We start from the raw sequence: 17,235 nt of genomic DNA, 5'->3' as shown, positions 1-17,235 counted from the left end.
TTACGACTTATGGCCCGGACCCTGGCCGCGCTGGCCGATTGGCTAGATCGCCGCTGGCGACTGGCGGTTCTGCTGTTCTGGATCGGCGCGGCGGCGGTGCTGCTGTGGCAGAAATGGGCCGCCATCCACTGGCTCGCGCTCGGCGATACCGATGACAATATCCGATTCGTCCAGGTGCGGGATTGGCTGGGCGGGCAGGGCTGGTACGATCTCCGCCAATATCGGCTGAACCCGCCGCAGGGCTTCAACATCCACTGGTCGCGGCTGGTGGACCTGCCGATCGCGGGGCTGGTGCTGCTGGCGCGGCCGCTGCTCGGCACGCTGGATGCCTGGCGGTTCGCGGTGGCGGTGGCGCCGCTGCTGCCGATGCTGGTGGCGATGCTGGCGCTGGCGCTGGTGGTGCGCCGGCTGATCGCGCCGCTCGCCTATCCGGTGGCGCTGGTGCTGCTGTGCTGCGCGGGATCGGCGATGCTGATGTGGTCGCCCCTGCGGATCGATCATCATGGCTGGCAGCTCGCCTTGCTGATGGTGACGCTCGCCGGGCTCAGCGATCCCCGGCCGGTGCGCGCGGGCGTGCTGGTCGCGCTCTCCTCTTCGCTGTCGCTGGCGATCGGGCTGGAGATGCTGCCCTATATCGTCTTTGCCGGCGCGGCGATCGCGCTCCGCTGGGCGTGGGAGGCGGAGGCCGCGCTGCGGATGCGCGCCTATGGGCTGGCGCTCGCGGGATCCACCGGCGCGGCCTTTCTCGCCTTCGCCTCCACCGACAATTGGGCGCCGCGCTGCGATGCGCTGACCCCGGTCTGGCTGGTCACGGTGGTGCTGGCGGCGCTGCTGCTGGCCGGGCTCTCGCTGGTTCCGGCGCGCGGCCGGGTGACGCGGCTGCTGCTCGTCTGCGCCGCCGGGCTGGTGGCGCTGCTCGCCTATCGCCTGCTCTTCCCGCAATGCTGGGGCCACCGGCTGGAGAATATCCCGCCCGAGGCCGAGCGGCTGTGGCTCAGCCATGTCCGCGAGGCGCGGCCGATCACCGCGCATCCGCGCGATGTCGCGCTGCCCGCCGCCGCGCTCCCCGCGATCGGGCTGGCCTGTGGACTGGCGCTGCTGTGGAGCGCCGGGCGGCGGCGCCTGCTCGGCCCCTGGCTGCCGGGCCTCGCCTTCGGCCTCTTCGCCTTCGCGCTCACCTTCTGGCAGTTCCGCACCATCGCCAGCGCGCAGATGCTGGCGGTGCCGGTGGTGGCCTGGGCCTGCTGGACGCTGATCCTGCGGCTGGGGGATCGCCCGCTCTGGGTGCGCGGCGTCGCCGGGGCGGCGATCGTGGCGCTGCTCTCGGGCGGGCTGATGACGCCGCTCGAAGCCTGGCTGCCCGGCAAGGCGCGGCCGCGCGCGGGCAAGGCGCGGCCCGATCCGGTGCGGCGCGCCAATCGGCGCTGCCCCACCATCCCCGCGCTGCGGCCGATCGGCCGGCTGCCCAAGGGGGTGGTCTTCACCTTCGTGGATGCCGGGCCGCGGCTGATCGCGCTCACCCATCACAGCGCCGTGGCCGGACCCTATCATCGCAACGCCGGCGCGATCCTCGATGTCGAGCATGCGATGCGCGGCACGCCGGAACAGGCGCATGCGATCATGCTGGCGCACCGGGCGGACTATCTGCTCGTCTGCCCCAATATGTCGGAATCGACCATCTACCGATCCGAGGCGCCGGGCGGCTTCTACGCCAAGCTGGCCGGGGGCTGGACCCCGGCCTGGCTGATCCCGATCGCGCTGCCGCCCGGCAATCCGTGGCGGATCTGGCGGCTGCGCCCCTGATCCGCGCTAGAGGTGGAAGGCGCCGCGCAGCCCGTCCAGGATGAACTGGACGGCCAGCGCGGCGAGCAGCACGCCCAGCAGCCGGGTGATCACGCCTTCCACGCTCTCGCCCACGCGCCGCATCAGCGCGCCCGCCGCGAGCAGCGACAGCAGCATCAGCGCCAGCACCGCGCCCAAAGCGGCGAGCACCAGCGCATGCTCGATCAGGCCATGGCTGCGGCCCATCAGCAGCATCGCCGAGGCGATCGAGCCGGGGCCCGCGATCATCGGCATGGCCATGGGGAAGACGGCGATATCCTCGACCGGCCCGGGCTCGCGCGCGACCTTGCTGGCGCGTTCCGAGCGGCGCTGGGTGCGCTTCTCGAACACCATCTCCAGCGCGATCAGCGCCAGCATCACCCCGCCCGCGATGCGGAAGGCATCCAGGCTGATCCCCAGCACCTTGAGCAGCGGCTCGCCGAGCAGCGCGAAGATCAGCAGGATCACCGAGGCGATCGCGGTCGAACGCACCGCCATCGACCGGCGATGCTGCGCGCTCGCCCCGCCGGTCAGCCCGGCGAAGATCGGCGCGCAGCCGAACGGATCGATCACCACGAACAAAGTGACGAAGGCGCTGAGGAAATGTTCGAGCATCAGATCCCCGTATAGGGGAGGCCGGCGGTGCGATGGGCGGCGACCAGCGTGTTGCGCATCAGCACCGCGATCGTCATCGGCCCGACCCCGCCGGGCACGGGCGTGATCGCTCCGGCCACCGCGCGCGCCTCGTCGAAGGCGACGTCGCCCACCAGCCGGGTCTTGCCGTCGCCGGCCTCGATCCGGTTGATGCCGACATCGATCACGGTCGCGCCCGGCTTGATCCAGTCGCCGCGCACGAAATGCGGGCGGCCCACCGCCGCCACCACGATATCGGCGCGGCGCACCTTCTCGGCCAGGTCGCGCGTGCGCGAATGGGCGATGGTGACGGTGCAGTTGCGCGCCAGCAGCAGCTGCGCCATCGGCTTGCCGACGATGTTGGAGCGGCCGATGACGATCGCATCCAGCCCGGCCAGGTCGCCGAGCCGGTCCTCCAGCAGCATCGCGCAGCCGAGCGGCGTGCACGGCACGAAGCCCGGCTGGCCGACGCTGAGCCGCCCGACATTGGCGATCGAGAAGCCGTCCACATCCTTGTCGGGATGGATCGCGGCGATCACCCGGTCCTCGTCGATCTGGTGCGGCAGCGGCAGCTGGACGAGAATGCCGTCCACCGCGGAATCGGCGTTGAGCAGCGCGATCAGCGCGAGCAATTCCGCCTCGGACGCTTCGGCCGGCAGGCGGTGGCTGAAGCTCGCCATGCCGGCGGCCTCGGTGGCCTGGCCCTTGGAGCGGACATAGACCTGGCTCGCCGGATCCTCGCCGACCAGCACCACGGCGAGCCCCGGCACGCGGCCGGCGGCGGCGGCGAAGGCGGCGACGCCGTCCGCCACCTGCGCGCGCAGCGCGGCGGCATGGGCCTTGCCGTCGATGATCGCGGCGTCGCTCACATCGCCCCCGGCACGATCAGCGAGGCGAAGATCGAGGGCAGCAGGATGCGCTGGAGGATGTAGATCAGCAGCAGCACCACCATGGGCGCGAAATCCAGCCCGCCGAAATCGGGCAGGATGCGCCGGATCGGCCGATAGATGGGTTCGGTCACGGCATCGAGGCCGCGCACGATCGAGCGAACCATCTCGTTGTGATGGTTGATGACGTTGAAGGCGAAGAGCCAGGAGATGACGACCTGGATCATGATGATCCAGAAAAGGATCGTCAGCAGCAGCTGGAGAATCTGGTAGATCGCGAACATGCGGTGGTCCTCCCGTGCGCCCCTCCTAGCCGAGCCGCTCGCCGCTTTCCATGGCGGCAACAACCGCGTAGGATGGGGGCATGACGATCCTGCTCACCCTGTTGGTGATCGTGTTCGCGCTGGCGGCGCTCGGCGCGCTGGTGCGCGGGATCGTGATCTTCCTCCGCACCGAGGATAGCGCGCTGCGCCGCACCGGCGAGGGGCCGAGTCGCTCGGGCCTGCGCCAGAACCGCATGATGTGGCGCCGCATCCAGTTCCAGTTCCTCGCCGTCGCGGCGGCGGTGCTGTTGCTGCTGCTGATCCATCCGCGCGGCTGAACCCCGGCGATGGTGAAGCTGACGCGCATCTACACGCGCACCGGCGATGCCGGCACCACCGGGCTGGTGGATGGCAGCCGCGTCGCCAAGCATGATGCGCGCATCGTCGCGATCGGCGAGGTGGACGAGGCCAATTCGGCGATCGGCGTCGCGGTCGCTGCGCTCGCCGCCGGCCCGGAGGGCGATGCCGCGCGCGCCATGCTCGGCCGCATCCAGAACGAGCTGTTCGATCTCGGCGCCGATCTCGCCACGCCCGGCGACGGTTTCGAGGGCGGCGATGGCGCGCTGCGCATCCTGCCCGCGCAGATCGCGCGGCTGGAAGCCGAGATCGACGCGATGAACGCGGATCTTGCGCCGCTCGCCTCCTTCATCCTGCCCGGCGGCAGCGCGGCGGCGGCGGCGCTGCACCTTGCCCGCGCGGTGACGCGCCGCGCCGAACGGGCGGCGATGGCGGCGGCGGCGGAACAGGCGCTCAATCCGGCCGCGCTCGCCTATCTCAATCGGCTGTCGGATCATCTCTTCACGCTTTGCCGCCAGCTCAACGCCGCCGGCGGTGGCGATCCGCTTTGGCGGCCGGGCGCGACCCGCTAAGAGCATCTACCTGAAATCGATGCGAACCTCGGGCGCGGCAACCTTTCGCCGGGCCGCTTCGTTAACCTGGGTCATTGGAAAGGGCGTTCATGGCGGGCGGGCACGAGGCGCGGGCGGCGTCGGCGGATTGCGGACAGGCGGCGGATCCACTCGGGCTGCGGTTGCAGGCCGTGCGCGCGCGCACGATGGCGCTCGCCGCGGGGCTTTCGGACGCCGATGCCAGCGCCCAGTCCATGCCCGATGCCTCGCCCGCCAAATGGCATCTGGCGCACACCAGCTGGTTTTTCGAAACCTTCGTGCTGCGCGATCATGTGCCCGGCTACACGCCCTATGATCCGCGCTGGGCCTTTCTGTTCAACAGCTATTACGAGGCCGAAGGCGCGCGCATGGCGCGGCCGCGCCGGGGCCTGCTGACCCGCCCCTCGCTGGACGAGGTGCGCGCCTATCGCGCGGCGGTGGACGCGGCGCTCGATGCGGCGCTCCCCGCGCTGGACGAGGCGGCGCGCGCGCTGATCGCGCTCGGCTGCGAGCATGAGGAGCAGCACCAGGAATTGCTGCTCACCGATCTGCTGCATCTGTTCGCGCAAAATCCGCTCGCTCCCGCCGCCTTCGCCGCCGAGCCGCGCCGGCCGAGCGCCGCGCCCGCGCCGCTCGCCTGGGTCGAGGGGCGCAGCGGCGCCGTCGAGATCGGCCATGACGGCGCCGGCTTCGCCTTCGATTGCGAAGGGCCGCGCCACGTTCAGTGGCTGGTGCCGCATGCGCTGGCCGATCGCCCGATCACCAACGGCGAATGGCGCGCCTTTGTCGAGGATGGCGGCTATCGCACCGCCAGCCTGTGGCTCGCCGATGGCTGGGCCTGGGTGCAGGCGGAGGGCATCGTCGCGCCCGCCTATTGGCGGCAGGACGAGGCCGGCGGGTGGACGCGGCGCTTCGGCCTGGACGGGCTCGATCTCATGGATCTGGCGGCGCCGGTGCGGCACATCAGCTATTATGAGGCCGACGCCTTCGCGCGCTGGGCGGGCGCGCGCCTGCCCACCGAGGCGGAATGGGAAAGCGCCGCCGCCGGGCTCGATCCGACGCGCGGCACGCTGCTCGACCAGGCCGGCCCGGTGCGGCCTAGGCCGGCGGCCGCCGGCGCGGGGCTGCGGCAGATGTTCGGCGATGTGTGGGAATGGACCGGCTCGGCCTATCTGCCGCATCCCGGCTTCCGCCCGGCCGAGGGCGCGGTCGGCGAATATAACGGCAAGTTCATGTCGGGCCAATTCGTGCTCAAGGGCGGCAGCTGCGCCACCCCGCGCGGCCATGTCCGCGCCAGCTACCGCAATTTCTTCTACCCGCACCAGCGCTGGCAGTTCACCGGCGTGCGCCTGGCCAAGGACCTCTGACATGCTGATGGACCGCGATCGCGAGGCGGCGACGGAAACGGACATGGTCGATCCCGCCTTCCGCGCCGATGTGTTGTCGGGCCTCGCCGCGCGGCCGCGCGCCATTCCGGCGCGCTGGTTCTACGATCGCCGCGGCTCGGAGCTGTTCGAGGCGATCACCGCGCTGCCCGAATATTATCCCACCCGCACCGAGCGTGCGATCCTGGCCGAGGCCGCCCCCGCCATCGCCGAGCGGGTCGGTGCCGGCCGCGCGGTGGTGGAGTTCGGCTCGGGCTCCTCCGCCAAGACCCCGCTGCTGCTCGGCGCGGTGGCGCCCAGCGCCTATGTGCCGATCGATATTTCGGGTGCCTTTCTGCGCGCCTCGGCGGCCGCGCTGGGGGCGCGCTTCCCGGGGCTGCCGGTCCATCCCGTCGAGGCCGATTTCATGCGGCCGCTGACGCTGCCCCGCTCCATCGCCGGCACGCCGCGCCTGGGTTTCTTCCCGGGCTCGACGATCGGCAATATGGGCCCCCAGGCCGCCGTCGGCCTGCTCGCCGCCATGGCCGACACGCTGGGCGAGGGCGCGCTGCTGCTGATCGGGATCGATCGCATCAAGTCGCCCACCGTGCTGGTGCCCGCCTATGACGATGCGGCCGGCGTCACCGCCGCCTTCAATCTCAACCTGCTCCACCGCATCAATCGCGAGCTGGAGGGGGATATCCCGGTCGATCGCTTCCGCCATGTCGCGCGGTGGAACGAGGCGGAGGCGCGCATCGAGATGCATCTCGAGGCGCGCGAGGCCTGCCGCTTCACCGTGGCGGGCCGCGCCTTCCAGATCGGCGCGGGCGAGACGATCCACACCGAGAACAGCCACAAATATGGCCCGCGCGATGCCCGGCTGCTGCTCCGCGCCGGCGGCTGGCAGCCCCGGGCGGAATGGACCGACGCCGAGGATCGCTTCGCGCTGCTGCTCGCCGAGGCGCGGCCGGCCCCCGCCGCGCCCTGAGCGGGGCCGCTCAGGCTTCCAGCGGCACGTCCCAATAGAGCCAGTCGCGCCAGCTTTCGTGCAGATAATTGGGCGGGAAGCGGCGGCCATTTTCCTGCAGCGCCCAGCTGGTGGGCCGCACCGGCCGCGTCGCCAGCGTCATCCGCGCCTGGGCCGGCGTGCGGCCGCCCTTGCGCAGATTGCAGGGCGCGCAGGCGGTCGCGACATTCTCCCAGGTGGTCCGCCCGCCCTGCGCGCGCGGCACGACATGATCGAAGGTGAGATCATGCCGCGCGCCGCAATATTGGCAGGCGAAGCTGTCGCGCAGGAACAGGTTGAAGCGGGTGAAGGCGGGATGCGCCGAAGGCTTCACGAACTGGCGCAGCGCGATCACCGAAGGCAGCTTCATCGAGAAATTGGGCGAGTGGACCGCGCGCTCATAGGTGTCGACAATATCGACCCGTTCGAGGAACACGGCCTTGACGGCCGTCTGCCACGGCCAGAGCGAGAGGGGGTAATAGCTGAGCGGGGTATAGTCCGCGTTCAGCACCAGGGTCGGGCAGCCATCGGGGTGGCGGATCAGATCGGGATGATACATGGGACGACATGAACCTCCACGGTGCGCGATCACGCCCGCTGCGGCTTCAGCCCTGTCGCACCCAGGACGCGATGCCGTACCGGCCGCGTCAACTTCGTCGCCGAACCCCGTGCACGGTTCTGGTGACGGCAGCATGACAGCACGGGCGATGACTCATGGTCAATAGGGTGTCGGGCCAGGATGATGCGGTGATCAGCCGATTCGCCCCGAGCCCAACCGGACGGCTGCATCGCGGCCATGCCGTAGCGGCGGTGCTGGCGCATGATCGCGCGCGCGCCGCCGGCGGCCGCTTCCTGCTGCGGATCGAGGATATCGATCCCGGCCGCACGCGCGAGGCCTTTGTCGAGGGCATCGTCGCGGATCTCGCCTGGCTCGGCCTCGCCTGGGACGGGCCGGTGCTGCGCCAGTCGACGCGCCTGCCCGCCTATCGCGCGGCGCTCGCGCGGCTGCGCGCCATGGGCCTGCTCTATGCCTGTTTCTGCTCGCGCGCCGATATCGCCGCCGCCGCCTCGGCGCCGCACGGGCCGGAGGGAAGCGTCTATCCCGGCACCTGCCGGGGCCTGGCCGACGATCCCGCCCGCCGCGCCGCCGCGCCCCATGCCTGGCGGCTGGACATGCGGCGCGCCCTCGCGCTCGCCGGTCCGCTGGCGTGGCACGACAGCCGCGCCGGCCTTGTGGAGGCGGCGCCCGCGCCGTTCGGCGATGTCGTGCTCGCCCGCAAGGATGCGCCCGCCGCCTATCATCTGGCGGTGACGATCGACGATGGCTTTCAGGGCGTCACCGATGTCGTGCGCGGGGTGGATCTGTTCGCCGCCACCCATGTCCACCGCCTGCTCCAGGCGCTGCTGGGGCTGCCGACGCCACTCTACCACCATCATGGGCTGATGCGCGGGCCCGATGGCCGCCGCCTCGCCAAGCGCGACGGCGCGCCCGCGCTGGCGGCGCTGCGTGCGGCGGGCGTGGCGCCGGCGGCGCTGCTGGCCGAGATCCGCGCCGAGGCGGCGCGGCTCGCCGCCGCGCCCGGCTGAGCCGGCTCAGCCCGCGCGGACGAGCGAGCCCGCGCCGCGGCGGGTGAAGATTTCGAGCAGCATGGCGTGGCGCACCCGGCCGTCGAGAATGACCGCCGCGTCCACCCCGGCTTCCACCGCGCGCACGCAGGTCTCCACCTTGGGGATCATGCCGCCCGAGATGGTGCCGTCCTCGCGCAGCGCCGCGATCAGCGCGGGGGTGAGATCGGAGACGAGCTGCTTGTCCTTCGTCATCACGCCCGCCACGTCGGTGAGCAGGAAGAAGCGCGCGGCGCCGAGCGCGGCGGCGATGGCGCCGGCCATGGTATCGGCGTTCACGTTGTAGGTATGGCCGTCCTCGCCGATCGCGATCGGCGCGACCACGGGGATGAAGCCTTGGCCCGAAAGCGTGTCCAGCAGCGCGCGATCGACCCGGCGCGGCTCGCCGACAAAGCCGAGATCGACATGGCGCTCGATGCCCTGGAGCGGATCGGGCGCGGCGCGGCCCACCTTGTCCGCCACCACCATCCGCCCGTCCTTGCCCGACAGGCCCACCGCCTTGCCGCCGGCCTGGCCGATCCAGGAGACGATCTCCTTGTTGATCGATCCCGCCAGCACCATTTCGGCGATCTGCGCCGTCTCGGCATCGGTGACGCGCAGCCCGTCGATGAAGCGCGATTGCACGCCCAGCCGCTTCAGCATCGCGCCGATCTGCGGGCCGCCGCCATGCACCACCACCGGGTTGATGCCCACCGCCTTGAGCAGCACCACATCCTCGGCGAAGCTGCGCGCCATGTCGGGATCGCCCATGGCGTGCCCGCCATATTTGACCACGAAGGTCTGCCCGGCATAGCGCTGCAGATAGGGCAGCGCCTCGGTCAGCGTTTCGGCCTTGGCGAGCAGCGCCGGATCGGGCGCCATATCGGGAAAGCTGGTCATGGCCGCGCCATAGCGGCGCCGCCGCGCTTATCCAACCGGGATTCCGGCGTCCAGCCGGCGGCCGAGCGCGACCATGGCGTAGACGGCGGGCGGCACCAGCACCGCCGAGAGCACCACCTTGGCGATCATCTGGCCGATGATGATCCCGGTGATCGGGAACACGCCGTAAAAGGCGATCGTCACGAACAGGAAGGTATCCACCACCTGGCTGGCGATGCTGGCGATGCCCGCGCGCAGCCACAGCAGCCGCCCGCCCTCGCGCCCCTTGAGCGCGCTGAACAGGGTGACGTTGAGCGTCTGCGACGTGCCATAGGCGATCAGGCCGGCGAACATCAGCCGCGCGCCCTGCGCGAGGATGGTGTGGAAGGCGGCCAGCCGGCTCGGCTCCATCGCGCCGGCGGCGGGCAGGGCGAGGATCAGCTGGATCAGCGCGATCGCCACCAGCATCGGCACGAAGCCCCAGCGCACCAGCCGATTGGCCATGGCCGCGCCGTGCAGCTCGGCGACCGCGCTCGAGGTGACGACCAGGATCAGAAAGGCGAAGATGCCGCCTTCCACCGCCAGCGGCCCGAGCGCGAGCAGCTTGTTGCCCAGCACGCCGGCCATGCACACCATGCCGCCATAGAGCAGCGCGAAGAAGAAGAGCGAGCGGGGCAGGGCCGTCGCCGGGGCGGAAGATGCCATAGGTCTGGCTAGCCGCGGCGGCGCGCCTTCGCAAAGAAAAACAGCGCCCCGCCCGGCGCGATGGCGGGCGGGGCGCGGCCGGCGATCAGATCGTGTCGGGCGCCGGCGGGCGCGGCGTGGCGGGCGGCGCGGGCGGCACCGGCGGCTTCGGCGCGCTCGGCGCGGCGGCGGTGCAGCCATCGCCCGACACCTGGCGCAGCAGCTGCGGCGCCGCGCCCTGGGCGCCGGCGACGCTGTGGATGCGGGTGGTGCAGGTCTTGCCGTTCACCGTCACGGTCGAGACATAGCTATAGCCGGTGCCGGCGGGCAGCGCCCCTGCCGTGGCGCCGGTCAGGCTGAGCGGCGCGCCGGGCGCCGCCGGGGTGGCCGCCATGCCGGCCAGCGCGGCCTGGTGCAGCGCCGCCATCTGCGCCGACATGGCCTCGGCCTCGTCGGCCATCAGCGCCGCGATCGCGTCCAGCGGGTCGGGCGCCACCGGCGCCAGCATCACCAGCCGGGGCGGGGCATCGCCGCTATAGCGGATCTGCCGCACCGATCCGTCCGGCAGCAGCACGCGCAGAAGATGATCGGCGGGCCGTTCGGCCGTCGCGGCGACACCGAGGCCGGCGAGCAGCGCGGCCGAGCCGGCCAGCGCCACAGTCTTGGAAAAGCGCATCGTCTCCCTCTCTCTTGCAGAAGCATCGAATGCCGGCGCCATGATGGCGCGGACGACTGAACCCGCGTTGAACGGGCTGGCCCCGGCCGGCGGGGCGTGTAGTATCGCGCCCGGCATGGGCGGGGGCGCCGGTGCTTCGTTCAGTCTCTTCCCGCGGCGGTGCATGCTCAAATATCTCATTGGTCTGGCCGGCATCCTGGTGATCCTGGCGATCGCCTACGCACTGTCCGTGGATCGCCGCGCGATCCGGCCGCGCGTCGTCGGCAGCGCCTTCGCGCTCCAGGCCGGCATCGCGGTGCTGGTGCTGCACGTGCCTTGGGGGCGCGCCGCGCTCGGCGTGCTCTCGGCCGGAGTCGCCAATCTGCTCGGCTATGCCAGCGCCGGCACGCAATTCCTGTTCGGCGCGCTCGCCAGCGATCGGCTCGGCCAGATGTTCGCCATCCAGGCGCTGCCGGTGATCATCTTCTTCGCGGCGCTGGTGGGCATTCTCTACCATCTCGGCATCATGCAGTTCGTGGTGCGCTGGATCGGCGGCGGCATCGAGCGCGTCGTCGGCACCTCCAAGGTCGAATCGCTGTGCGCGGCGGCGAACATCTTCGTCGGCCAGAGCGAGAGCCCGCTGGTGATCCGCCCCTATCTCGCGGCGCTCGACGAGCGCCAGGTGTTCGCGGTGATGACCAGCGGCATGGCGGGCGTGGCCGGCACCATCCTCGCCGCCTATGCGGCGATGGGGATCAGGATCGATTATCTGCTCGCCGCCAGCTTCATGTCGGCGCCGGGCGGGCTGTTGATGGCCAAGATCATCATGCCCGACCGCGTCCGCGGCGCGCCGCTCGACGAGACCGACGCGGTCGCCGTGGCGGAGGCGCCGCATGGCGACGAGGTGCCCGCCAACCTCATCATGGCGGCGGCGCAGGGGGCGCAGACCGGGGTGCGGCTGGCGGTCGCGGTCGGCGCGATGGTGCTCGCCTTCGTCGCGCTGGTGGCGCTGGGCAACGGCCTGCTCACCGGCTTCGGCCACTGGTTCGGGATCGAGGATCTCACCTTCCAGCGGCTGCTGGGCTATGTCTTCGCGCCGGTCATGTTCCTGCTGAACGTGCCGTGGAACGAGGCGGGGATCGCGGGCGGCCTGTTCGGCGAGAAGATCGTGCTCAACGAGTTCGTCGCTTATATCTCGCTCGGCAAGGAGCTGGGCCGGCTCAGCCCGCACACCGTGGCGGTCGTCACCTTCGCGCTGTGCGGCTTCGCCAATTTCTCCTCGATCGCGATCCAGATGGCGGTGACGGGCAATCTCGCGCCCAATCAGCGGCCGACGATCGCGCGGCTGGGGCTGCGCGCGCTGATCGCGGGCAGCCTCGCCAATCTCATGTCGGCCGCCTTCGCCGGCCTGTTGCTCGCGCCCTGAGCGGCGCGGGCGCTCAGCGCGTCGGCACCGGCTCGGCGCCGTTATAATCGTAGAAGCCGCGCTTGGTCTTGCGGCCGAGCCAGCCGGCCTCGACATATTTCACCAGCAGCGGCGCCGGGCGGAATTTGGGATCGCCCGTGCCGGTGAAGAGCACGCGGCAGATTTCCAGACAGGTATCGAGCCCGATGAAATCGGCCAAAGTGAGCGGGCCCATCGGATGGTTGAGCCCGAGCCGCACCGCCGCGTCGATATCGGCCACGCCCGCCACGCCTTCGCCCAGCGCGAAGATCGCCTCGTTGAGCATCGGCATCAGCACGCGGTTCACCACGAAGCCGGGCGCATCCTCGACGGTGACGATCACCTTCTCGATCGCCGCCGCGAAGTCGCGCACCACCGCCACCGCCGCATCGGAGGTGGCGAGGCCGCGGATCAGCTCGATCGGCTTCATCACCGGCACGGGATTGAAGAAATGGACGCCGAGGAAGCGCGCCGGATCGGGCGCGGCCTGGGCGAGCCGGGTGATCGGGATCGACGAGGTGTTGGTGGCGAGCACGGCGTCCGCGTCCAGCCGCGGCCCGACCTCGGCGAAGATGGCGCGCTTGATCTCCTCGCGCTCGGTCGCCGCCTCGATCACCAGAAAGGCCGCGCCGAAGCCGCTGGTATCGCCCAGTGCCTCGATGCGGGCGAGCGCCGCCTCGGCATCGGTGGCGCTGATCTTCTCCTTCTCCACCGCGCTGCCCAGGCGCTTGGCGATGCCCGCCTTGCCGCGCTCGGCCAGCTCGATCGCGCGGTCCGCGAGCAGCACCTGAAAGCCCGCCTGCGCCGCGACCTGGGCGATCCCCGCCCCCATCTGCCCCGCTCCGATCACGCCGATGGTCCGCATCTCCGCCTCCTCGCTTCTTGTCCGTTGCCCCGCTCCTAGCGGTCCGCGCGCGGCGAAGCGAGCCATGGCGTGGCCGCCGCGCACGCCGCGGCGCAGTGCGCGATTGACCCGGCCCGCTTCGCATTGCAGCATCGCCGCATGGCCGCGCCTTCGATCACGCAGAACCCCGACATCCGCTTCCTGGGCCGCGTGCTCGGCGATGTCATTCGCGAAACCTCGGGCGAGGCGCTGTTCCGCCGCATCGAATATATCCGCTCCACCTCGGTGGACCGGGCGCGCGGCATACTCAGCGGCGATTCGATCGCGAGCGGCCTGGAATCGCTCGGCCTCGACGACATGCTGGCCTTTGTGCGGGGCTTCATGCTCTTCTCCATGCTCGCCAACCTCGCCGAGGATCGGCAGGGCGTCGCCGCCGAGCCCGAGGCCGATCTCGCCCATGCGCTCGCCCGGCTCGAGGCCAAGGGGCTGGACCGCGCCGCTGTGATGGCGCTGCTCGAGCGCGCGCTGATCGTGCCCGTGCTGACCGCCCACCCCACCGAGGTGCGGCGCAAGAGCATGATCGATCACCGCAACCATATCGCCGAGCTGATGGCGCTGCGCGATCGCGGCGTCGCCGAGACGGCCAGCGGCGATCGGGTGGAGGATGCCATCGCGCGGCAGGTGGCGCTGCTCTGGCAGACGCGCGCGCTGCGCCGCGAGCGGCTGTTCGTGGCCGACGAGATCGACACCGTGCTCGCCTATCTGCGCGAGGTGTTCCTGCCCGCGCTGCCCGCCCTCTACGCGCGCTGGGACCGCGCGCTCGGCGCGCGCGCGCCGTCCTTCCTGCGCGTCGGCAACTGGATCGGCGGCGATCGCGACGGCAACCCCTATGTCAATGCTGAGACGCTGCGGCTGGTGCTGGCGCGCGCCGCCGAGGCGGTGCTCGCTTATTATCTCGAGGGCGTCCACGAACTCGGCGCCGAACTGTCCATCTCCACCGAATTGGCGGCGGTGACGCCCGAGCTGGCGGCGCTGGCCGAGGCGGCGCAGGATCCCGGCCGCGCGCGCGGCGACGAGCCCTATCGCCGCGCGCTCACCGGCCTCTATGCCCGGCTCGCCGCCACCTATCAGGCGCTCACCGGCCAGGCCCCGCCGCGCGCGGCGCGCGTCTCCGGAGAGCCCTATGCCGATCCCGCCGCCTTCCGCGCCGATCTGGTGACGATCGCCCAGTCGCTGCGCGCGGGCGCGGGCGCGCTTGCCACCGGCGGCAAGCTGTCGCGGCTGATCCGCGCGGTGGATTGCTTCGGCTTCCACCTCGCCACGCTCGATCTGCGCCAGAATGCCGATGTCCACGAGCGGGTGGTGGGCGAACTGCTCGCCCATGCCGGGGTGACGCCCGATTATGCCACGCTCGACGAGGCGGAACGCATCGCGCTGCTGCGCCGCGAACTGGCCTCGCCGCGCCTGCTTGCCAGCCCCTTCGCGCGCTATTCGGACGAAACCCTGTCCGAACTGGCGATCGTGCGCGCCGCCGCCGAGGCGCAGGCGCGCTACGGCGCCGGCTGCATCCAGATCTACAACATCTCCAAGTCCGAAAGCGTGTCCGATCTGCTCGAGGTCCATGTCCTGCTCAAGGAGGCGGGGCTGTACCGGCCGGGCGAGGGCGAGGCGCCCCCCGAGGCGCGGATCATGGCGGTGCCGCTGTTCGAGACGATCGCCGATCTCCAGAACGCGCCCGATGTGATGCGCGCCTGGTTCGCGCTGCCCGAGATCGGCGCGCTCGCCCGCGCGCGCGGCCATCAGGAAGTGATGGTCGGCTATTCGGACAGCAACAAGGATGGCGGCTATCTCACCTCGGTCTGGTCGCTGCACCGCGCCGGCCAGGCGCTGGCCCCGGTGTTCGAGGAAGCCGGGGTGACGATGCAGCTCTTCCACGGCCGCGGCGGCGCGGTCGGGCGCGGCGGCGGCTCCTCCTTCGCGGCGATCCTCGCCCAGCCGCCGGGATCGGTGCAGGGCCGTATCCGCATCACCGAGCAGGGCGAGGTGATCGCCGCCAAATATGGCACGCCTGAAAGCGCGGCGACCAATTTGGAGGCGATGGCCTCGGCGACGCTGCTGGCGAGCCTTGAGGCGCCCGCGCTCTCGGCCGCCGATCAGGCGCGCTTCGGCGACGCCATGGCGCGCATCTCCGAGGCCGCCTTCGCCAGCTATCGCGATCTTGTCTACGGCACCGAGGGCTTCCGCCACTTCTTCCGCCAGATCACGCCGCTGCCCGAAATCGCCGGGCTGAAGATCGGATCGCGCCCCGCCAGCCGCACCAAATCCGATCGCATCGAGGATCTGCGCGCCATCCCCTGGGTGTTTTCCTGGGCGCAGGCGCGGATCATGCTGCCCGGCTGGTACGGCGTGGGCGATGCGCTGGCGGCGTTCGGCGACATGGCCCTGCTGCGCGAGATGGTGGAGGCCTGGCCCTTCCTCGCCTCCACCCTCGCCAATATGGAGATGGTGCTCGCCAAATCCGATCTCGCCATCGCCGAACATTATCTGCCGCTGGTCGAGGATCGCGCCGCCGCCGAGGCGATCTTCGGCCGGATCAAGGCCGGCTGGTCGCGCGCGCACGACAGCCTGCTCGCTATCACCCGCCAGACGCGGCTGCTCGAGAAACATCCCTCGCTCGACGCCTCGATCCGGCTGCGCCTTCCCTATATCGAGCCGCTCAACCTGCTCCAGGTGGAGCTGCTCAAGCGCCACCGCGCGGGCGAGGACGATCCCCGCATCCGCGAGGGCATCGAGCTTTCGATCAACGCGATCGCGACCGCGCTGCGCAACAGCGGCTGAGGCGCGCCGGGGCGGCGACCCGCCTCGGCCCCGCCTCAATCGGCCAGCGGCAGTTCCACGGTCATCGCCAGGCCGCCGGCATGGCGGTTGGCGGCGGTGATGCTGCCGCCATGCGCGGCGGCGATCGAGCGGGCGATGGCCAGGCCAAGCCCGATCCCGCCGGTGGAGCGGCTGCGCGAGGGATCGGCGCGGGCGAAGGGCTCGAACATGCGCTCCAGCGCTTCCTCGGCGATGCCGGGGCCGCGATCGGTGACGCAGAGCCGTGCGCGATCCTCGGCGCGCTCGATCGTCAGCTCGGCGCCGCCGGCATATTTCACCGCATTGTCGATGAGATTCTGCACCAGCCGTTCCAGCGCGCCGCGATCGCCCTCCACCGTGGCGGCGACGACGCTGCCCAGCCGCACCTCCGATCCGGTCTCGCGCGCCTGCTGCGCCAGCCGCCGCGCCAGCGCCGACAATTCCACGGGGCGCCGCTCGCCCACGCCCGCGCCATCGCGCACAAAGCCGATGGTGGTCGCGATCATCGCCTGCATCTGCTCGATATCGTGCTGCACCGGCACGCGGATCGCCTGCGGCGCGCGCTCGATGCGGAAGGCGATGCGCGCCAGCGGGCTGCGCAGATCATGCGCGATCGCGCCGATCATCGCGGTGCGTTCGCGCAGATAGGCGTGGAGATTGGTGCGCAGCGTGTTGAGCGCGTGGGCGGTGAGGCGCAGCTCGCTCGGCCCTTCCGCCGGCACCGGCGGCGCGGCGGCGTCATGATCGATCCGCTCCACCGCCGCCGCCAGCCGGCGGATCGGCCGGGTGAGCGCGCGCGCGAACAGGAAGGCGAAGGGCAGCATCGCCAGCGCCGAGAAGCCGAAGCAGATGATGGTCCGCTTCTGCCAGGAGGAGATCAGCGGCGGCGGCGGCGTGCGCACCACCCGCCAGCCGCCCTCGGGCAGCGCCAGCGCCGCCTCCACCGTGTTGAAGAAATAGGGCTGCCCATGGTGGATGGGCACCGCGCCGCGCCCGGTGCGCCGTCCCCAGGGGAAGCTTTCCGACTGATCCGCCTGGAAGAAGAGCCGCACCTCGCCGAGCGGGCGATGGACCATGCCGGCCAGCCGCTGGCTCAGGCCGGGCGTCGCGATCATGCCCGGCTGGGGGCCGGGCGCGGTGGCGCGGCGCTGCGCCGCGAGCGGGCTCGGCGTCGCATCCTCGCTCGCCAGCGCCTCGGCGATCTCGCTCATCGTGTAGAAGTCCGGTCGCGGCGCCGGCAGGTACATGATGAGCAGGATGGCGACGATCTGCGAGACGACCAGCCCGCCCAGCAGCAGCGCCAGCGTCTGCCAGAAGATCGGCAGCGATCGGAACCGCGCCGGCATC

The 17,235-nt window shown here is 71.3% G+C and carries 17 protein-coding genes; 8 read left to right on the top strand and 9 right to left on the bottom strand.

Translation table 11 applies throughout. The features are described from left to right. Positions 1 to 9 precede the first annotated feature (9 nt). Entirely contained in the window at positions 10 to 1,803 is a 1,794-nt protein-coding gene (locus LHA26_RS07050) for an AcrB/AcrD/AcrF family protein (RefSeq protein ID WP_252168007.1), read from the top strand. A 6-nt stretch (positions 1,804 to 1,809) separates the two neighbouring features. Here LHA26_RS07050 and LHA26_RS07045 read toward each other — a convergent pair whose 3' ends face one another. From LHA26_RS07045 to LHA26_RS07035, 3 genes are read right to left on the bottom strand one after another with little or no spacing between them, the layout of a single operon-like run. Continuing rightward, positions 1,810 to 2,436 (bottom strand): MarC family protein, encoded by a 627-nt coding sequence (locus LHA26_RS07045; protein WP_252168006.1) that lies wholly within the window; start codon positions 2,434 to 2,436, stop codon positions 1,810 to 1,812. Further along, the gene (gene folD / locus LHA26_RS07040) at positions 2,436 to 3,323 is read right to left on the bottom strand and encodes a bifunctional methylenetetrahydrofolate dehydrogenase/methenyltetrahydrofolate cyclohydrolase FolD (protein WP_252168005.1); all 888 of its coding nucleotides are present in this window, start codon (positions 3,321 to 3,323) and stop codon (positions 2,436 to 2,438) included. Before folD ends, LHA26_RS07045 begins: the two co-directional genes overlap by 1 nt. Next, the gene (locus LHA26_RS07035) at positions 3,320 to 3,625 is read right to left on the bottom strand and encodes a YggT family protein (protein ID WP_252168004.1); all 306 of its coding nucleotides are present in this window, start codon (positions 3,623 to 3,625) and stop codon (positions 3,320 to 3,322) included. The genes folD and LHA26_RS07035 overlap by 4 nt, the downstream gene beginning before the upstream one ends. An 80-nt stretch (positions 3,626 to 3,705) precedes the next feature. Here LHA26_RS07035 and LHA26_RS07030 point away from each other — a divergent pair, with 80 nt between their 5' ends. The 4 genes from LHA26_RS07030 (at position 3,706) to egtD (ending at position 6,903) form a co-directional block, all read left to right on the top strand. Beyond that, positions 3,706 to 3,942, top strand: coding sequence for an HIG1 domain-containing protein (locus tag LHA26_RS07030; protein ID WP_252168003.1), 237 nt, complete (start codon positions 3,706 to 3,708; stop codon positions 3,940 to 3,942). Positions 3,943 to 3,951: 9 nt separating this feature from the next. Further along, complete coding sequence (locus LHA26_RS07025) at positions 3,952 to 4,533, top strand: cob(I)yrinic acid a,c-diamide adenosyltransferase (protein ID WP_252168002.1); 582 nt, start codon at positions 3,952 to 3,954, stop codon at positions 4,531 to 4,533. 89 nt (positions 4,534 to 4,622) lie between these two features. Beyond that, complete coding sequence (gene egtB / locus LHA26_RS07020; RefSeq protein WP_302898053.1) at positions 4,623 to 5,918, top strand: ergothioneine biosynthesis protein EgtB; 1,296 nt, start codon at positions 4,623 to 4,625, stop codon at positions 5,916 to 5,918. A gap of 1 nt (position 5,919) precedes the next feature. Further along, positions 5,920 to 6,903 (top strand): L-histidine N(alpha)-methyltransferase, encoded by a 984-nt coding sequence (gene egtD / locus LHA26_RS07015; protein WP_252168001.1) that lies wholly within the window; start codon positions 5,920 to 5,922, stop codon positions 6,901 to 6,903. Between the two features lie 10 nt (positions 6,904 to 6,913). Here egtD and LHA26_RS07010 read toward each other — a convergent pair whose 3' ends face one another. Continuing rightward, entirely contained in the window at positions 6,914 to 7,480 is a 567-nt protein-coding gene (locus LHA26_RS07010) for an HNH endonuclease (protein ID WP_252168000.1), read from the bottom strand. 155 nt (positions 7,481 to 7,635) lie between these two features. On the opposite strand from LHA26_RS07010, the gene gluQRS reads away from it, so the two are divergent. After that, positions 7,636 to 8,508: a tRNA glutamyl-Q(34) synthetase GluQRS gene (gene gluQRS, locus LHA26_RS07005; protein ID WP_252167999.1), complete on the top strand. Its 873-nt coding sequence runs from the start codon at positions 7,636 to 7,638 to the stop codon at positions 8,506 to 8,508. A 6-nt stretch (positions 8,509 to 8,514) separates the two neighbouring features. Here gluQRS and argB read toward each other — a convergent pair whose 3' ends face one another. From argB to LHA26_RS06990, 3 genes are all read right to left on the bottom strand, one after another. After that, positions 8,515 to 9,426: an acetylglutamate kinase gene (gene argB, locus LHA26_RS07000; protein WP_252167998.1), complete on the bottom strand. Its 912-nt coding sequence runs from the start codon at positions 9,424 to 9,426 to the stop codon at positions 8,515 to 8,517. A 27-nt stretch (positions 9,427 to 9,453) separates the two neighbouring features. Then, positions 9,454 to 10,110 (bottom strand): queuosine precursor transporter, encoded by a 657-nt coding sequence (locus LHA26_RS06995; protein WP_252167997.1) that lies wholly within the window; start codon positions 10,108 to 10,110, stop codon positions 9,454 to 9,456. Positions 10,111 to 10,195: 85 nt separating this feature from the next. Beyond that, positions 10,196 to 10,765 carry a hypothetical protein gene (locus tag LHA26_RS06990; RefSeq protein WP_252167996.1) on the bottom strand — a complete coding sequence of 190 codons (570 nt, stop codon included), beginning with the start codon at positions 10,763 to 10,765 and terminating at the stop codon, positions 10,196 to 10,198. A gap of 163 nt (positions 10,766 to 10,928) precedes the next feature. On the opposite strand from LHA26_RS06990, the gene LHA26_RS06985 reads away from it, so the two are divergent. Next, a complete protein-coding gene (locus tag LHA26_RS06985; protein ID WP_252167995.1) occupies positions 10,929 to 12,170 on the top strand; it encodes a NupC/NupG family nucleoside CNT transporter in 1,242 nt (413 codons plus the stop codon). Between the two features lie 13 nt (positions 12,171 to 12,183). On the opposite strand, the gene LHA26_RS06980 is transcribed toward LHA26_RS06985, so the two are convergent. Next, a complete protein-coding gene (locus LHA26_RS06980) occupies positions 12,184 to 13,053 on the bottom strand; it encodes a 3-hydroxyacyl-CoA dehydrogenase NAD-binding domain-containing protein (RefSeq protein ID WP_252167994.1) in 870 nt (289 codons plus the stop codon). Between the two features lie 138 nt (positions 13,054 to 13,191). Between LHA26_RS06980 and ppc the strand changes: the two genes are divergently transcribed. Further along, positions 13,192 to 15,870, top strand: a complete 2,679-nt coding sequence (gene ppc, locus LHA26_RS06975; protein ID WP_252167993.1) for a phosphoenolpyruvate carboxylase — start codon at positions 13,192 to 13,194, stop codon at positions 15,868 to 15,870. Positions 15,871 to 15,905: 35 nt separating this feature from the next. Here the strand turns inward: ppc and LHA26_RS06970 are convergent, their stop codons facing one another. Further along, complete coding sequence (locus tag LHA26_RS06970) at positions 15,906 to 17,234, bottom strand: sensor histidine kinase (RefSeq protein ID WP_252167992.1); 1,329 nt, start codon at positions 17,232 to 17,234, stop codon at positions 15,906 to 15,908. Position 17,235 lies beyond the last annotated feature (1 nt).

The organism is Sphingomonas morindae, assembly GCF_023822065.1.
GTDB lineage: Bacteria > Pseudomonadota > Alphaproteobacteria > Sphingomonadales > Sphingomonadaceae > Solisphingomonas > Solisphingomonas morindae.
This window is presented reverse-complemented; position numbering and strand designations above follow the sequence as displayed.

What these genes read in the sequence shown, in the direction of transcription:
- LHA26_RS07050 (WP_252168007.1), top strand. Translation starts at nt 10, where the DNA reads ATGGCCCGGACCCTGGCCGCGCTGGCCGATTGGCTAGATCGCCGCTGG.
- LHA26_RS07045 (WP_252168006.1), bottom strand. Translation starts at nt 2,436, where the DNA reads ATGCTCGAACATTTCCTCAGCGCCTTCGTCACTTTGTTCGTGGTGATC.
- LHA26_RS07035 (WP_252168004.1), bottom strand. Translation starts at nt 3,625, where the DNA reads ATGTTCGCGATCTACCAGATTCTCCAGCTGCTGCTGACGATCCTTTTC.
- LHA26_RS07030 (WP_252168003.1), top strand. Translation starts at nt 3,706, where the DNA reads ATGACGATCCTGCTCACCCTGTTGGTGATCGTGTTCGCGCTGGCGGCG.
- LHA26_RS07025 (WP_252168002.1), top strand. Translation starts at nt 3,952, where the DNA reads ATGGTGAAGCTGACGCGCATCTACACGCGCACCGGCGATGCCGGCACC.
- egtB (WP_302898053.1), top strand. Translation starts at nt 4,623, where the DNA reads ATGGCGGGCGGGCACGAGGCGCGGGCGGCGTCGGCGGATTGCGGACAG.
- egtD (WP_252168001.1), top strand. Translation starts at nt 5,920, where the DNA reads ATGCTGATGGACCGCGATCGCGAGGCGGCGACGGAAACGGACATGGTC.
- LHA26_RS07010 (WP_252168000.1), bottom strand. Translation starts at nt 7,480, where the DNA reads ATGTATCATCCCGATCTGATCCGCCACCCCGATGGCTGCCCGACCCTG.
- gluQRS (WP_252167999.1), top strand. Translation starts at nt 7,636, where the DNA reads ATGGTCAATAGGGTGTCGGGCCAGGATGATGCGGTGATCAGCCGATTC.
- argB (WP_252167998.1), bottom strand. Translation starts at nt 9,426, where the DNA reads ATGACCAGCTTTCCCGATATGGCGCCCGATCCGGCGCTGCTCGCCAAG.
- LHA26_RS06995 (WP_252167997.1), bottom strand. Translation starts at nt 10,110, where the DNA reads ATGGCATCTTCCGCCCCGGCGACGGCCCTGCCCCGCTCGCTCTTCTTC.
- LHA26_RS06990 (WP_252167996.1), bottom strand. Translation starts at nt 10,765, where the DNA reads ATGCGCTTTTCCAAGACTGTGGCGCTGGCCGGCTCGGCCGCGCTGCTC.
- LHA26_RS06985 (WP_252167995.1), top strand. Translation starts at nt 10,929, where the DNA reads ATGCTCAAATATCTCATTGGTCTGGCCGGCATCCTGGTGATCCTGGCG.
- LHA26_RS06980 (WP_252167994.1), bottom strand. Translation starts at nt 13,053, where the DNA reads ATGCGGACCATCGGCGTGATCGGAGCGGGGCAGATGGGGGCGGGGATC.
- ppc (WP_252167993.1), top strand. Translation starts at nt 13,192, where the DNA reads ATGGCCGCGCCTTCGATCACGCAGAACCCCGACATCCGCTTCCTGGGC.
- LHA26_RS06970 (WP_252167992.1), bottom strand. Translation starts at nt 17,234, where the DNA reads ATGCCGGCGCGGTTCCGATCGCTGCCGATCTTCTGGCAGACGCTGGCG.